Source organism: Siphonobacter sp. (genome assembly GCF_048595215.1).
Lineage (GTDB): Bacteria > Bacteroidota > Bacteroidia > Cytophagales > Spirosomataceae > Siphonobacter.
Map to the genome: position 1 here is coordinate 1 of NZ_JBMDWJ010000109.1, position 16354 is coordinate 16354.

General features: G+C 49.4%; 13 protein-coding genes. 3 read left to right on the plus strand and 10 right to left on the minus strand.

Going from position 1 to position 16354, the window contains the following annotated elements; translation table 11 throughout:
* The 3 genes from ACOJTG_RS06395 to ACOJTG_RS06405 form a co-directional block, all read right to left on the minus strand.
* The coding region (locus ACOJTG_RS06395) for a PepSY domain-containing protein (protein ID WP_420153048.1) at nucleotides 1-340 on the minus strand (340 nt) is incomplete at its 3' end.
* A gap of 361 nt (nucleotides 341-701) precedes the next feature.
* Complete coding sequence (locus tag ACOJTG_RS06400) at nucleotides 702-1907, minus strand: PepSY-associated TM helix domain-containing protein (RefSeq protein ID WP_420153049.1); 1206 nt, start codon at nucleotides 1905-1907, stop codon at nucleotides 702-704.
* Between the two features lie 110 nt (nucleotides 1908-2017).
* Entirely contained in the window at nucleotides 2018-3946 is a 1929-nt protein-coding gene (locus tag ACOJTG_RS06405) for a heparinase II/III domain-containing protein (protein WP_420153050.1), read from the minus strand.
* Between the two features lie 208 nt (nucleotides 3947-4154).
* Here ACOJTG_RS06405 and ACOJTG_RS06410 point away from each other — a divergent pair, with 208 nt between their 5' ends.
* Complete coding sequence (locus tag ACOJTG_RS06410; protein ID WP_420153051.1) at nucleotides 4155-5426, plus strand: DUF2851 family protein; 1272 nt, start codon at nucleotides 4155-4157, stop codon at nucleotides 5424-5426.
* Nucleotides 5427-5942: 516 nt separating this feature from the next.
* On the opposite strand, the gene ACOJTG_RS06415 is transcribed toward ACOJTG_RS06410, so the two are convergent.
* The 4 genes from ACOJTG_RS06415 to ACOJTG_RS06430 form a co-directional block, all read right to left on the minus strand.
* Nucleotides 5943-6833 carry a cupin-like domain-containing protein gene (locus ACOJTG_RS06415; RefSeq protein WP_104710247.1) on the minus strand — a complete coding sequence of 297 codons (891 nt, stop codon included), beginning with the start codon at nucleotides 6831-6833 and terminating at the stop codon, nucleotides 5943-5945.
* Between the two features lie 174 nt (nucleotides 6834-7007).
* A complete protein-coding gene (locus ACOJTG_RS06420) occupies nucleotides 7008-7217 on the minus strand; it encodes a hypothetical protein (RefSeq protein WP_243406329.1) in 210 nt (69 codons plus the stop codon).
* A 149-nt stretch (nucleotides 7218-7366) separates the two neighbouring features.
* Nucleotides 7367-8296 carry a ribosome small subunit-dependent GTPase A gene (gene rsgA / locus ACOJTG_RS06425; protein WP_420153052.1) on the minus strand — a complete coding sequence of 310 codons (930 nt, stop codon included), beginning with the start codon at nucleotides 8294-8296 and terminating at the stop codon, nucleotides 7367-7369.
* A gap of 49 nt (nucleotides 8297-8345) precedes the next feature.
* On the minus strand, nucleotides 8346-9554 hold the full coding sequence (locus ACOJTG_RS06430) for a 3-deoxy-D-manno-octulosonic acid transferase (RefSeq protein ID WP_420153053.1): 1209 nt from the start codon (nucleotides 9552-9554) through the stop codon (nucleotides 8346-8348).
* A gap of 125 nt (nucleotides 9555-9679) precedes the next feature.
* Here ACOJTG_RS06430 and ytxJ point away from each other — a divergent pair, with 125 nt between their 5' ends.
* Entirely contained in the window at nucleotides 9680-10012 is a 333-nt protein-coding gene (gene ytxJ / locus ACOJTG_RS06435) for a bacillithiol system redox-active protein YtxJ (RefSeq protein WP_102200921.1), read from the plus strand.
* Nucleotides 10013-10065: 53 nt separating this feature from the next.
* Here ytxJ and ACOJTG_RS06440 read toward each other — a convergent pair whose 3' ends face one another.
* Nucleotides 10066-11862 carry an acyl-CoA dehydrogenase family protein gene (locus tag ACOJTG_RS06440; RefSeq protein WP_420153054.1) on the minus strand — a complete coding sequence of 599 codons (1797 nt, stop codon included), beginning with the start codon at nucleotides 11860-11862 and terminating at the stop codon, nucleotides 10066-10068.
* Nucleotides 11863-12060: 198 nt separating this feature from the next.
* On the opposite strand from ACOJTG_RS06440, the gene cdd reads away from it, so the two are divergent.
* Complete coding sequence (gene cdd / locus ACOJTG_RS06445) at nucleotides 12061-12552, plus strand: cytidine deaminase (RefSeq protein WP_420153055.1); 492 nt, start codon at nucleotides 12061-12063, stop codon at nucleotides 12550-12552.
* A gap of 133 nt (nucleotides 12553-12685) precedes the next feature.
* Here cdd and ACOJTG_RS06450 read toward each other — a convergent pair whose 3' ends face one another.
* Together ACOJTG_RS06450 and ACOJTG_RS06455 are read right to left on the minus strand one after the other, a co-directional pair.
* Nucleotides 12686-15211 (minus strand): glycosyl hydrolase, encoded by a 2526-nt coding sequence (locus ACOJTG_RS06450; RefSeq protein ID WP_420153056.1) that lies wholly within the window; start codon nucleotides 15209-15211, stop codon nucleotides 12686-12688.
* Between the two features lie 172 nt (nucleotides 15212-15383).
* The gene (locus ACOJTG_RS06455) at nucleotides 15384-16325 is read right to left on the minus strand and encodes an ROK family protein (RefSeq protein ID WP_420153057.1); all 942 of its coding nucleotides are present in this window, start codon (nucleotides 16323-16325) and stop codon (nucleotides 15384-15386) included.
* Nucleotides 16326-16354: the final 29 nt, after the last annotated feature.

A 16354-nucleotide genomic window follows, 5' to 3' on the forward strand; every position in this document is an offset into this window, starting at 1 on the left:
TCTCAGCTCCCTTCGTTTCCTGCTTCACTTCCGGTTTGGCTTTTTTCAAGAGGCTGAAGGTCCAGGCTTCGTCGGCCCGCTCGGGAACCTGTATACCGGAAATTCGCAGTTCTTTGTTCTCCCGCTGTACCGCCGCCATGAGTTGAGTCAGGGGGAGTACTTTACCTTGAGCCGGAACCTCAACGTGAAACTTTTCCTGATCCACCCACTGCGTGATTTCGCGATTGAATACGTACATCGTACCCGTCAGGCACATGACAAACAAAACGAAGGTACAGGGTAACCCTACCCACAGGTGCATGACATGAATCAGTTTCCGGAACGTGTATTTTTTAGTCATAATCAATGGCTAATCGGAAGAATGACGAGGGAAGAAAAGACTGAATCGTTGGCAAAAGCCTTCACTAAACTTAGTTTTTCAAATTTATTAAGACTTAGTCAAAATAAAACAGCCCTTGATAGAATTGTTGCGAAATTTTGTTGGGTATGAAATGTGGTTACTCACATTTCATACGGGGTAACGATTATCTATTGAAGGCAGTTGGAAACTGCCAGATGATAGGTACAGGTTTGGAAACCGGCACCAGTACTCACAAACTCATCTGTAGAACCCCAAAAAATAAAGGTTACTGATGTTGGATCAGTAACCTGCAAGGCTTAGATGATAAAATGGGATAACCGCATTCCCCTCTACCCAGTACTTATTCGCGTACTACTTTGCTACGCACGACGACGGGACGCCGTACGTTTTTACTACGTTCTTTGGGCGTGGCCATCGTATGCGGATGTTGAGCTTTTTTGCGACGGCCCCACCAGATCAGCGTTCCGGTGATGGGTAAGGTGGCACAAATCAGACTCGCAAAGAACATCAGCATTTTTCCGGGTAAACCCCAGATGGCCCCTACGTGCAGGTCATAATTCATCCGGCGAAGGGTATTGGCCAGATTAGCATCCGCATAATTGCCGCTATACGGCCCGGTATGCTGAATTTCCTTTCCCGTATGCTGATCGTAGTAGTGGTAATCGACTTTGTAATACGTGCCATTCCGGAAGTTGACGTACGAGAAAATAGACGTCGCGTTGCCCTCCGGAAACGAAATATTGATCCCCTGTTGATCGGGATGTTTCTGCATCAGATTCCGCCAGCTACGATCAACAATCTGCATGGGCGTAGCAGCGGTCTGGATCGCTGTCGTATCCGAAGGAGGAATGACGTAGGCAGGCGATCCCTTTCCCCCCGTAGCCCAGTATAGTGAGTTCGAGAACCACTCAAATCCCCACACCAAACCCGTAATGGCGAATACCATACCGATGGTCAGGATATAGAAACCCAATACGTTGTGTAAATCGTAGTTTTTCCGCCGCCAGGCCGCATCCCATTTGATACTGAACCGCTGTTTGGCCGCACTTTTGTTTTTCGGCCACCAGAGGACCAGTCCACTGACGAGCAACACCAGGAAAATAGCGGTTCCCGTAGCGGCAATCGGCTGACCAATTTTTTCGGGTAACCAGAGGTAATAATGTCCGTGCAGAATGAAGTGAAAAAAGTCATCGTTTTCGTTCCAGACGTGCAGTACTTCACCCGTATAAGGATTCAGGTAAACGACGTAGTAATATTCCGGGTCAAAATTATAGAAGCCCACTTCGGCACTGCGACCCGGCACACCGTACAAAACGCCATCGGCTGCTTTGCCGGGTAGAGCCTGCTCAGCTTTCTGACGCAATACGGAAGGGGGCAACAGCTCGGCGTGGGCCGGAGTTTCGGTGAATCGGTAGGGTTGCGTGAGGTTTTTGATTTCCTGCTCGAAAGCCAGAACACAACCCGTAACGCTCAGGACAAATACAATCAAACCCGAGGCTAGCCCCAGGTACAAGTGTCCTTTACCGATCCATTTCTTTAGTTTCATCTCGCCGTTATTAGGTATACGTGATACGCAGCGAGACAAAACTAAAGCATTATCTTTATTTTTACTTAGTCTAAGTAATAAAAGATTTATGGAAAAGTACTGGCTCCTTCTTAGTTAACGAGGGAGAAAACGAAACTATGTTTGCCCTTGGAAACAGGTGTTATTTGTTCCAACAATACGCGTTGAATGGTCTTTCCGGTCCCCCAGCTGGTCTTAAACGCTTCGTCGTCCGGCGTACCGAGGGATACGGGTTCCGTACGAACTTTCCAGCGTTTGGCGTCGTAACTGAGTTTGACCGAAGGATGATTTGGTCCTTCAAACGTTACCGTACCGGGTGTTTCGGTTTGGACCTTACTGAGCGTCAGGAATACCTGCGTTAGATTTTCGGGTGTTTTTTCGAGCTGATATTCTTCGCGAATTTCTACGGTTTCCTTTTTCCGATTGAGCTGTACCGTTCGCCACCAGTTTCGCAAGCCTGCTTCTTTGGGGTACGCCGCCGCCAGATCCATTTTCAGGGAAGCCTCGTTTTTTCGGTACGCTACATTTTTAGCCGTGTAGGCCAGACCGTCTTTTTGTCCGTATCCATTGATGATGGGCAAATTGTGGTACTGGGACTGCGTAAACCAAAGCTTGTACCGACGTCCTGAGAAGGTATTGGCCGTATAAGTACCGCGTCCGGCATCAATGATGACGGGCTCGCCTTTAGCGTACACAATGAAATCTCCGACGTCGTTGTGGTTATGGCTTTCGGCATTGTGTCCCGCGTGGGTCGCTACAAAGAGCGTTTTGGAACGAGCTGCCATCACCTGCACATCCGGAAACCAGACTTCAGGAACGTTCGTAAACGGAGCGTTAGGAATTTCCTGTATTGCTTTCACCGTCAACACATTCCAGACCTGCCGTTGCCGCTGAAAACTGTTGATGACCCGCGTGATTCCGAACGTACGGAAGCCCCAGGCCCCAAACTGCTTCAGCGTATCATCCTTGATTTTTTCTCCAAATCGGTACAGCATCAGACCATCGGGCCGTAACATCGGATCGGCATCGGCGAAATCGACGAAGTAGGCATTAGCAATGTGCATTTTATAAACATAGGAAGCCATATTCCGAATGATCGGTTGCTCATAGATGTTGATTTTACCGCCCGACGCACTTTCTAGCGTTTCTAGTGCATCGAAGACGCAGCCCCCGGCGGCAAACCAGTACATGGGTCCTTCGTCGGTACCGCCGTCTTCACCCAATCCGTTCAGGTATAAATCCAGTCCCGACATGGCGGCGTGCAGCATCTGAGCCCGGCGTTGTTCGTTGCGTTCCAGAAACAGGGTAGCCGTCATCCAGTTCGACATAATCCAGGAATTCCAGTTGTTCGCCTTTACATCCTTTCGCAAATACCCGTAGCGATTGGGTACCTGAATGGGTTCGAACAGACGAATGTTGGTCTCGTGGTAGATGCGTTTACGAATCAAGGGCGATACTTTATCCAGCTGGCCGCCAACCAGGTAATCCGTCAGAGCGAGTACGGCGGCCGTTTCGGCAGCAAACAGATCGACTGTTCGCTCCTCTACGTCGGGCAGCCCACTGCCGGCCTTTTGCGTACCAATGTGAGCCGGAATGCCCCAGTAGCTTTCCTCGCAAATAGCCCAGACCATGTTTACGATGGCATCCGTAAAACGATCTTTTCCTTCCACGGCTTCCGCCATTGTCAGGTCCAGCAGATCGTGCCGGCGATTAAAGGTGATTTCCTCATAATGGGTACGGTTGGCAGTTCGGACGTACTCCAGCGTCAGCGTGGCAGTTAGGGGCAACAGCGGTTTTGCCACGGCCACTTCTCCCCGTTGAATCAGACCGCTCCGTACACTGTCGGTAATTGCTTTTTGCCAGGCTTCGGGCGTTTTCGGATACGGCGTCCACTGATCCAGCGGGATGAGTAGGTGCTGTACCGTTTCGAGTGGATAGTTTTTCTGAAGAAGATTACGGGGTACTACTTGGGCGGTGCTCAGTAATGAACTCAGCAGGAAAAGGAGCAAATAAGGTTTCATACAAGCATGGTCCGAATTCAGGGGTGTACATGTGAATTCGTTTTTAGGGAATCAATCAATTCCCTAAAAATAGACTTTCTCTGCTGCGTTGCCCCTTACAGCGGTTCAGATTTTGGGTGGAAACTAAACGTAGTAGCACTACTTAGTATCCGGTTCGGCATCTTCACCAACAGTCCTCCTACTTTACGTCAAATCCTGTTGATTGGCTATGACGGAAGATTTTATTCATTATTTGTGGAAGTTCCAGCAATTTGACGCGACTGCTTTGCAAACCGAGACGGGCGATTCGGTACAGGTGATTAGTCCAGGAAAAGCTCATCAGGATGCCGGACCGGATTTTCAGCAGGCCCGTATTCGCATCAGTACGTTGGAGTGGGTCGGTACCGTTGAAATTCACACGCGTTCTTCCGACTGGTTTCGCCACACGCACGAAACGGATGCTGCTTACGAAAATGTCATTTTACACGTAGTCTGGATCCACGATGCTCCCGTATACCGAACCGATGGTACAGAAGTGCCTACCCTGTGTTTACAAAACCGCACGGACCCGGCCTGGCTTGATCGGTATCAAACGCTGGTTCTTTCGCAGGAAGCCCTGGCCTGTTCGAACCAGTTTTTAACGGCTTTTGAACTGCACAAACGATCCATGCTCGACCGCACACTCATTCAGCGGTTGTCAACAAAAGCCGAAAAGGTAAGGCAGCTATGGGAACAGTCCCAAAGTAACTGGGAAGAAACGACCTGGCAAATCTTGGCCCGGTCGCTGGGTTCACCGCTCAATGCCGAGCCGCTGGAATGGCTCGCCCGTACGGTTCCCCTCCGGCTTTTGCAAAAGCACCGCAGTCAACCCTTTCAGGTTGAGGCCTTGTTGTTTGGCTGTTCGGGACTGATCCCCACTACCCCACAGGACGCGTATACCTTACAAATTCAGAAAGAGGCCGATTTTCTTCTCAAGAAGTACGAATTACAGCCTTTGCCCACGCAGGTCTGGAAGTTTCTGCGGCTACGTCCGGCCAGTTTTCCGACGGTACGGATCGCCCAGCTCGCTCCAATCGTCACGCAGCTGCTGTCGCTTTTTTCCTTTTTTATTCATGAGGAAGCGGCTACCGAGATTATAAAAAAGTTACAGGTTAGCCCTTCGGAATACTGGCAACAGCATTACACGTTTCACAAACCCACGGAACACGGCGTTACCCAGCTGGGACAGGAAACGGCCCATCGGATTTTGATTAATGCCGTGGTACCGCTACTGGTCGCCTACGGCCATCACAAAGACGAAGCCCGTTACACCGATCGGGCCATCGAACTCCTGGAACAGCTTCCAGCCGAGCAGAATGCGATTACCAAAACCTGGAAATCATACGATCTAAAATGCCAGAACGCCGCCGACTCGCAAGGAGCCCTGGAATGGCTGCAAAACTACTGTCAACCCAGAAAATGCCTGAATTGTAGTGTGGGGTTGGGTTTATTGAAGCGATAAGGAAATGATGGTTTGTTTTACTTAAATGATCGGTTATTTTATCCACTAGTTTACTAAGTAGGCATCTCGTCCCATTGAGACGGCTGGTCTTTTAGTCCCTATCGCGAACACCGCTGACTTCATCCTGCTATGGGCCACCGCATTGCGGATGAAGTAGGCGGCTTTTCGCGATAGGACGGGGCCTAGGTTTATGTCGTCCATGAAGGTATTCGACTTTAGTTAACAACTGTGAACCATTAACCAACAACTAATAAATGCCAGAATATGAAAACCTCTCCCGCCCGTGAGCAACGGAGTAACCTGTCTCGCGGGGAATGTGGTGGCCTTGAGCTAAGCTAGGCAGTTACGGAGAGGTCCAGCCTGGAAGGCTCACGGGCTACCGAACAGCTAGTAAGAAGGACGAAACCCGGTCTGATTAAGGCAAGGCGACTCAAGTAAACGATCTTATAACAAAACAAGCAAGCCGATGATCTATGAATCATCGGCTTGCTTGCGTACTCGACTATTAAACTAAGATTATACAGTTTCCAGAATACGACCTTTGCCGCCTTTGGAAATAACCACTTCATTGGCGTATTCTTCGGCTTTGCGGCTCTTGTAATTCCACCAGCGTTTGCCAAAGTTTTTCTTCATTAAATCGTCGAAGGTACGCATCGCCGTGATATTGAAGATACCTTCCGCCCGCGTGGAAATTGACGGATCGAAAGCCCGTACCGCCAGTGCGTATCCACCTTCCAGGTAGTTCATGTAGTGCCAAACGCCCGAAGGAATGTATAACATATCGCCGTGTTCCATCACGCAGTCGTATCCTTCCAGATACTGCATGGCCGGATGCTTTTCGTAATCCGGATTCTCAGGATCCACGTAGCTCAGAATTCCGTATGGCATGCGATATAGGTGCTTCGAGTATTTCTGATCAAAGAGAATCACGCGTTTTTTGCCGTGAAACTGCGTCAGGAATACGTTCGATAAATCCATATCGTAGTGCAGATATACAATTGAGCCCGCTCCACCGAAAAACATCATCGGATATTTCTTCAGGAAGCCCTTCATCAGGTGCTCGGGGAAACTGAAATCATTACACAGATCGGGGATGTGATCGAAGATGTTGAAGAGAAACATCCGTAAATCAACGGGCCCGGATGCAATCAGATCCAGATACTCGCCAAACTTCATCACCTTGTCCGGCTGGTTGAGCTTGGAGTTCGGCGTGGGTTTGGAATTATCGTACAGGGGCACTTCGATGTTACCCGCTAAAGTCTTGAAGTAATCCAGACGCCACTTTTCAAAAGCGGGCCATTTATCGGCAACCCCTTTTAAAATAACAGGGCGATGGGGCTTCAGGTAATTTTCGCGAAAGGCTTCGCCGGAAATATTCTCGACTACGTCGACGGGATGAAGCTTCATATTGGTATTCAGAAATTGAATTTATCGGATAGAATAAGCAAAAGTAACGCATTTACGTTGCATAATTCCAATACAATACTTGAAAAGATTGTTCCGCAAAGCGTTAAACTTTTTTAAGACACCATTCCTGAACGGATGTCAATTCGTCAACTATTTCTGAAAATGCCCGATCCGTTAATTTCGCATCATGTTCACACCCGTAATCAGGAAGACGGTTCCGACCAGAAAAGGCACCACGGACTCCCATTGGGTGATTTTCCAACCCAACGTGGGTTTGCCATCATTCAGAAACGCTACGCAGGCAAAAAGGATAATGAAAGTGCCTAAAATGGTAAAAAACGCCCCGAAAAAACGGGTCATTGGATTGGGTGTAGAAGGCTGCATGACAATTGGTTTTCAGTGTATGGTTTTCTATATTCCGTGATTGATAACGGGGATGCTTTCTGTAATGGGTAAAAGTTGAAACTGCTGAAGCTTTGGAATACGTTCAAATTGCCTTAATAACAAACAACTACAAACTAACAACCAAGTTTCTACCGTCGATTATCGTCCCCCTGCAACATACCCAGGTAACTGTGATAGCGACTCATGGCAATGGTCCCCTCCTCTACCGCATCGCGTACGGCACAGGCGGGTTCATTCAGGTGGAGACAATTGTGGTACCGGCATTCGTTCAGCAGCTCTCGCATTTCGGGAAAATAATGACTGATTTCGGCAGGTTCCATATCAATCAATCCTAACTCCTTAATGCCCGGGGTATCAATAATAAAGGTACCCGGTTCGAGTTCAAACATTTCCGCGAATGTGGTGGTATGCACCCCTTTGTTGGCAAAAGTAGACACTTCGCTGGTTCGCAAATCCAGATCAGGAGCAATGGTATTGACCAGCGTCGACTTACCCACACCCGAATGCCCGGATACGAGCGATACTTTCCCTTTTAAAGAGGCCCGCAGTTCATCCATTCCCTCGCCCGTCAGAGCCGAAGTTCGCAGGGTGCCGTAACCTAACTCCGCGTACATATCCATAATGGGCTGGTGTTGCTCCCGCCCTTCTTCATCGAAAATGTCCTGTTTGTTAAAAACAATGACTACGGGAATCCGGAATGATTCTGCCGAGACCAGGAAGCGGTCAATGAAGCCCAGCGACGTACGCGGAAAATCAAGCGTAACAATGAGTACGGCCTGATCGAGATTCGCCGCCAGCAAATGGGCCTGACTGGTCTTGTGTACTGAAGCTCGGGCAATGTAATTTTCCCGGTCTTCGATGTGCGTAATGATGGCTGTGTTTTCGTTTTCGTTTTCTATGTCCATCGTCACGCGGTCACCCACGGCCAGTGGATTAGACGTTTTCAGCCCTTTAATTTTAAATTTTCCTTTCAAACGAGCCTGCCAGATGTGTCCTTCCTCATCCCGGACATCGTACCAGGAACCCGTCGATCGTATGACTAATCCTTGTTGTGACATGTCGTGTTTCGTAGACTTTCGTCTTTTCTAAGGTCTTGTTCGGTATCGCTCATCGCCGGTTTCGTACCCAATCCATGATTTGTTGCGTTGCCCCCTGATTCGTATACACATAGTTCCGACTCGTTTCGGCTTCCCGCTGGTACGTTTCCGGCGACTGTAGCAATCCGTCCAATACCTGACTAAATTCCGTACCATCGGCTACGGCGTGGGCTGAACCCAAAGCCAGCAAATCGTGAGCTTCCTGGAATTTGCGGTATTTCTTATTCCCGAAAAAAACAGGCATACCCCATACGGCCGCCTCGACGATATTATGCAGTCCACCTTTGTAAGCCCCCCCGATAAAAGCAAATTGCCCGTACCGATACAGGCTTGCCAGCATTCCCACATTATCGATCCAGAGCATGTCGGCACTGGCTATACTCTCTTCGGTTGCCTGTGAATACCGGATGGAACGAAGCGGTACTTCCGTAGCCCAGCGTTCGATTTGCTGGATGTCAATTTCGTGCGGAGCCAGAATCCACTTAAGCTTCGTTGCGGTACCTTTTGTCTGTATATAGGTACGGATTACATTCCAATCTTCTGGCCAGATCGATCCGCCCATGAACACGCGATTGGCTCCAGAAAACTGCTCGACGATTGGAAAACGTTTGGCCTGCTGGGCAATTTCAATCACCCGGTCAAACCGCGTATCCCCCGCCCGACTTACGTTCGTAATACCAATACGGTTAAGCAGTTCCACGGATTCCTGATTCTGGACAAACAGGTGCGAAAAACAATGTAGTATTTCGCGGTAAAAACCACCATATGATTTAAAAAATGTCTGCTCCGGTCGAAAAATCGCCGAGAAAATTACCACGGGAATGTTCCGCTTTTTAAGTTCAGTCAAATGGTAATACCAGAATTCGTACTTTACCCAAAACGCCATTTCCGGCTGGATGGCCTCCACAAACCGTCGGGCTTGTCTGGGTGTATCCAACGGCAAGTAATCTACCCAGTCGGCCTGCTCATAGTTCTTTCGCAGTTCGTAACCCGAAGGAGAAAAAAAGGTCAATACAATCTTCCAATCTGGATTTTCCTTCCGAAAGGCTTCGAGTACGGGGCGGGCCTGTTCAAATTCTCCCACGGATGCACAGTGAAACCAGGCCGTACGCGGTACAGCTTGGTAGTTTTCCAGTTGCATCCACAGGCGTTGCCGCCCCTCCACCCACAAGCGGGCTTTGGGGTGAAAAAATGCAGCCAAACGGAAGCCCAGCTGCATGAAAAAAATCGAAAGTTGGTATAGAAAGCGATACAAAACGTCTGGAATGATACTTTTACGCACCAAAAATAGAACTTAAAAAACGTTTTTCAGGGTTATTAATCCATTAAAGCAATACAACCATTATGAACTGGCAACCACTAACGGATGCGGAACAGTTGGAAGCGATTAAAAAGGAATCCTTCGAACATCCCGTATTGATTTACAAACATAGCACTACCTGCTCCATTAGTTCCACGGCGAAGGCTCGTCTCGAACGGCAGTGGGATGACACCCAAGGCATTTCGGCCTATTACTTGGATTTACTGCGGTACCGTCCGCTATCCAATGCCATCGCCCAGGAATTTGATGTGGAACACGAGTCCCCACAGGTACTGCTGATTCGCGATGGACAGTGCGTTTACCATGAATCGCACTTTGCCATTCGTTTTGATGAAGTCCTTAGCCATGCGGTATAAAAAGAGGCAGCCCGGAAACAGGCTGCCTCTTTTGCTTCGAATCATCAGAGCCGTTAATTGAACGGATACCCATTGGCTTCCAGAGTCGCCTGAGCTACCCGGCGACGGGCGTCCTTCAGATTGATCGGGTCAATCTTGGTGAATCGTTTCAGGCCCATCAGCATCACATTGAGTTCGTCGCCTTCGGCAAAACTCGTAATTGCCTGACGACCCGCCCAGGCTACTTTCTCTACGGCTTCGTGTAGGTATACCAGAGCGGCGTCCCGGTGCACCGATACGGCGGCTTCGCCCCGCATACCAATCAATTTTTCTACCCGCAACAGGGCCGATTCGGCGGCGTATACCTCAATGAGCATGTCCGCCAGATTCATGATGATTTCCTGTTCCTTATCGAGGGCCATCATGAATTTCTGTACGGCCGCTCCTGCCGCTAGTAAGATGGCTTTTTTCAAGTTCTTCAGTACTTTCTTTTCCTTGATAAACAAGCCTTCTTCTTCATCCGTACCAAAGTCCGGGATACTCATGATTTCCTTACCCACGGCCATGGCCGGAGCCATAATATCAAGTTGCCCTTTCATCGCCCGCTTTAGAATCATATCGACCGTCAGTAATCGATTGATTTCGTTGGTACCCTCGAAAATACGGTTGATACGGCTGTCGCGATACGCCCGTTCCATGGGAGCATCCGCTGAGTAACCCATACCCCCGTAGATCTGTACGCCTTCATCCACCACATAATCCAGCACTTCCGAGCCGTGCACTTTTAAAATGGCACATTCGATGGCGAATTGCTCCACCCCTTTGAGTTTGGCTTCGGACTCCGGCATACCACCAGCGATCAGGCTTTCGATGGCGTCGTCGATGTTCTGACCCGCCCGGTAGGTTGCCGACTCCGCCGCAAATAACTTCAAAGCCATTTCACCTACCTTGTACTGAATGGCACCGAAGTTAGCAATCGCCGTATTGAACTGTCGTCGCTCTTGAGCGTAAGTTACAGCTTGAGCCAATACTGATTTTGCTCCGCCCACGCAGGCGGCAGAGAGCTTGATTCGTCCAATGTTAAGAATATTAACGGCAATCTTAAAGCCCCCCTCTCGCGTATACAACTGGTTTTCGAGAGGAACGGGCGTATCGTTGAAGAAAATCTGCCGGGTATCCGACGACTTGATTCCGAGTTTGTGCTCGGGTTCGTTCATGGTGATGCCGCCAAAATCCTTTTCTACGATAAAGGCTGTCAGGTTTTTGTCCTGATCGATTTTAGCAAAAACAATGAATATATCCGCGAAACCGCCGTTGGTAATCCACATTTTCTGACCATTCAGCAGATAATGGGTACCGTCGGGAGCTAAGGTGGCTTTTGTTTTAGCCGAATTGGCGTCCGATCCGCTATCGGGTTCGGTCAGACAGTAGGCGGCTTTCCACTCGCCCGTGGCCAGTTTGGGCAGGTATTTGGCCTTTTGTTCTTCGTTCCCGTAGTACAGAATCGGTAGCGTGCCGATGCCGGTATGAGCTGAGAGAGCTACAGCGAAACCGCCCGAAGCTCCGATCTTGTCCGTTACCAGCATGGAGGTATTGAAGTTCATCCCAAAACCGCCGTAGGTTTCAGGAATCGAGGTGGCTAGTAATCCCAATTCGCCTGCTTTATTCAAAAGGTCCACCATGGGTTGGTAGCTTTTGGCTTCGTCCAGTTCTTTCAGACGCGGCATTACTTCCCGATTCAGAAATTCTTCGCAGGTAGCGGCTACCATGCGTTGTTCTTCGCTTAACTCTTCGGGAATGAATACACGTTCAGCGGGGGTATCGGCAATGAGAAACTCGCCTCCCTTCAGGGTCGATTTGGCAGCAATCATAGCAGTAGGTATTAAATAGGTTTATAAGGTAAAGATGAAAAAAGAAACAATAGTATGCAAGCATACTATTGTTTCTTTTCAAACCCGCTACAATACTGACATCAGCGGCCACTGAGACCCCTATTGTAATTCTAATCTCATCGAAACCTTTCCCGCATTTTAAAGGTTATACACTTCCCTCCCTTACAAAAAGAATCTATGAAATCGCTGAAACTAGAGATCCCACTTACCTCATACGCTACTGAAGCCGAGCTTCCCCTGGATGAACAAACACTGGTGGAACAGGCTCGGCAGGCTACGTATAAATCTTACGCTCCCTATTCGAATTTTCACGTAGGAGCCGCCTTGTTACTCGAAGACGGTACTGTATTTACGGCTAGTAATCAGGAAAATGCGGCTTTCCCCTCGGGTTCCTGTGCCGAACGTTCGGCTGTCTTTTACGTAGGAGCCAATTACCCCGAAAAGAAAATTAAAGCCATTGCGGTACTGGCCCGTCCCGGCACGGGCGACGTATTTCAGGCCGTATCGCCTTGTGGTAACTGTCGGCAATCGTTGTTGGAGTATGAGCATCGGCAAAAACAGCCCATTCGCTTATTGATGTTACAGCCGAAGGGCGGCATTATTGCCATGGATTCCATCGCTGATTTGCTTCCGGTAAAATTTGATGCGGATGATTTGTTTGGTAAATAGTTAGGGACGGATTGAAATCCGTCCCTAGTAAATAGCCGAGCCTACGGCTCTGTACGTTCCCAAATACCATCAGCAAGAGCCGCAGGCTCGAACCATCTTGTAATGGTCGGATTTTAATTCGCCCCCAATTTCCTCATTTCAACAACACTACTGGTCCTAGCAACCCCGAAGGTTCCGGCTCCCATTTGGAAGCGTCAAACGGTTTATATTGAATGCTCACAAAGTTGATATCGTAGAACTTACGCCAGGGAAACTTGTCCTCATCCAGCTTACGGATTCGGTTGGCTGAGCTATTGGTTACGTCAATTTCCAGTGTATTCTCCTCTTGTAAGACATTGGCCGGAAGCTGGATTCGGTAGGGTAAACTCCAGAGTTTACCCAAGGATACCTCGTTTAACCGAACGTCCGCTGTCTCGCGTACCAAGCCTAAATCTAAAAGGATCGGTTGATCGGTCTTCCAGCTTTCCGGGCGTTTGAATCGTAGTGTATACCGACCCGTTCCACTAAAATTCTGACTCTCCGCGTGATCCAGTTCCGTCCAGGAAACCAGTCGCGACGTAGCCAATGGCATGGGTAGTTCGGGCTGTCCTTCCTGAAAGTCAATCTGCCAGATTCCGGTTAGTTTGAGCGTATCCTTTACGGCGGGATACTCCGGCCAGGGAGCCCCTTTCCGCATGGACGCGTACGTCTGGAGGAATACCGATTCGCCCGGTTCCAGAGCCAGTTCAATGTCCGACGTACTATCCGCCTGAGCTTGTACGGGTACGTACCCCTGCCGTTTATGCAAAGGATCGGTTACCTGTACCGAGCGAGCCCAACTGCCAAGTCGCACCGTTCCCCGGTGAAACTGATTACCCAGATTGGTTACGAAGTATAAGGTTCCTTCCGCATTGGTTTTCCGTAAGAAGGAAAGCCCCTGCTCGGCCATTGTTTCCTGCCGAATCTTCAAACGCCTGAGTTCAGACGGGTAATCTTTCTTTACCAGCGTTGCCAGCGATTTGCGAATAGGCTCTAGTTGCTGTTGCCGCTTTTTCCAGTCCTTATAGCCACTCACCCGACCCGGGGCTTCGGCGAAGACTACGTTGGCTCCCTGCTGTACCAATTGCTGAATCTTTTTCAACGTTTCCAGCGGGACATACTGCGTTTTAGGAATCAGCAATACCGGATACGTTGTACCTGCCGCCGAAACCAGGTTTCCTGCTTTTACTGAGAAACCCTGTAAGAGACTATCCGAAACAAAATCAGTCTGATACCCATGATTGCGAAGCTGCTGAGCGGTTGCTCCAAAGGGCGTATCGTGCAACCAGCGGCGAGCATTGGCGTGTACGTCAAATAAAAAGGGAGCTTCGCCTGCCGCTACGCCGTGCCAAATGTCCTGTACCGGAAAGTACAGCAACACGCTGGCATCCGGACGAGCCGTTTGTAAGCGTTGCTGACACTGTTCGATGTACTGGTTGAGTTCGGGTAAGTCTTTCCAGAAGTGACTTTGCTGATTGTAGTTCGTGGACGCGTAAAATAGCCAGCCCGGCCATTTTTCTTCCGGAGGTGAATACGGAATGCCATGGTAGAAAATGTGATTGACGCCACCCGTAAACAATTCATCCACAATGGGCTTGATCTGGGAAAGCGATACCCGAAAATGCTCCGCCAGCCAGGTAGAGGTCTCCGAAGATACGAGCGGCTTGCCCGTCAGGTGAGCCGCCGAAGACGCAAATTGCATGGTCAGTACGCCCGGCACGCCGTAGCGGGTAGAATCATAATCCGGATCGAGGCGGTAGTTCGGAATGGCATATTGTTTACTGCCAAAATACTCGGTTTCAGGAATATCCGTCAGGGCGTACAAATCCAGCAGATTGCCCGGCGAGCCATGGGCCTGATCACGGGTGATTTTGCCCTGTTGCTGCGACCAGCCCGTCCACATGCGAGTGAAGCGGTCCCGCAGTAATTCCGACAGCGTTGTATGGTAATCGGCCCAGATGCGGCGTTCGTCTTCCGTTAAATTCGTCGTTTTAGTAAGAACCGCTGGTTTGAGATTATACCCCCGACGACGTTTGAATTCGGCCAGAAAATCGTTCGTCCAGTTGGCTCCGTACACTTCGTAGGAATCATTGTAAAAGGAACGAACCGTATTGCCTTTGGGCAGATTCGCGTCGAAATGCTTCAGGTAATTTCGTACGGCCGTTTCATCGAACGGATTCATCACTAGCCCTTCGCCCCCCGGTGCAGCCCGTTTGACCTGCTGCTTCGTGGGTGATACCAACAGGGAATCGCCCTGAATACTGAATTTCTGAGCTCCATCACGGGCAGATACCCAGGGACCTCCGTAGGGCCAGCCCGTACCCAGCGATAAATCAATGCCCAGTCCTAACTTCTGGGCTTCTTGCAGGGTGAAGGTGAAGGCTTTGTTCCACTCGGGACTCAGAAAGGGAAGAAATTGCTGCTCATAGCCTTTAACGCCGTAGATGGGAATGATATGCAGTCCCCCCAGACCAGCTTTGGCGTAATCCTGTAAATTTTTCCGAATGCCCTCTTCTGTTACTGCACTGCCCATCCACCACCAATACGCCCAGGGCTTGGCCGTATTCACATTACTAGCTGGGGCCTGGGCCAGGGAAGAAAACGACCACAAGATCAGCCATGCAAAAACGATACGCTTCATTCTGTTCAAATTAATCCTCTAAAAAAACAATACGCCGGACGATGTCCTAGTATTTTTTCAATTCTTTCTTGGAAAGACGATGAACGGAATGACTTTCTCGTACGGATAGAACGATAAAAAGCCCCGTTTCGTTCGAGAAGCGGGGCTTTTAAAAGGGATATACTAGTGATGCTTAACCTTCCGCACCTACGCCATCCTGTACTTCAAAGCATAGAGAAGCAGCTCCCAGCAAACCAGCATCATTACCGAGCGTAGCCCGTTTGATTTCCAGCGTATCCAGGTTATAGGGCGTCAGCCAGTAGTTTAATTTCTTGAATACGGCTGGCATAATGAAATCAAAGGAAGCCGACAGACCACCACCAATCAGGATCAGGTTGATGTCCAGAATCCGTACCAGCGAGGCCAGACCGTCGCCCAGAATTTCACCCACCCGCTCAAAGATTTGTAGAGCCAGAACGTCGTCCGCCGCAGCGGCTGCTACCAGACCCGTTGTTGAGATCGTACCATCGCCGGGTAATTGCGTCGTTCCGCTATACTCGGAACGCATTTTCGTAGCGAGGTTCAGCAATTCATTTTTACCAATGTTCCGCTCCAGTACTTTTCCTTCTACGGAAGGAATATGGCCGGGCTCCATGGCATTTCCGTTTCCGCCCGTAAATACCCGGCGATTCAGGATGGCGGCACCGCCTACGCCCGTTCCCAGGGTAATAAAAATATAGTTTTCGTCGATCTTTTCTTCGCCGAAATAGAATTCGCCCAAAGCCGCAGCGTTGGCGTCATTTTCCAGATAGAAGGAAACGCCAGCAAACCGATTGGACAGGTACTCTACCAGCTTTACATTATTTAACTCCGGAATGGCCGTAATTTCAAGGGGTACGGTACGCTTGCTGTTGATCATTCCCGGCAGACCAATTCCTACTTTCGTAAGCGTAGGATTATCGAGCAGTTGCAGAGAGATGGCATCGCCCAGTCGTTCTTCAAAGTGACCGGATTGCCGCCAACTAAGCGTATCGTGGCTGTAAAAATTTGAAATTTTACCCGTGGTAGCGTCTACGATGCCCATTTTGACATTCGTTCCACCCACGTCTATGCCTAGGTACTGGTTATCGGCCATGAATGTTGGTAACAGGTTTGGTAAATCAA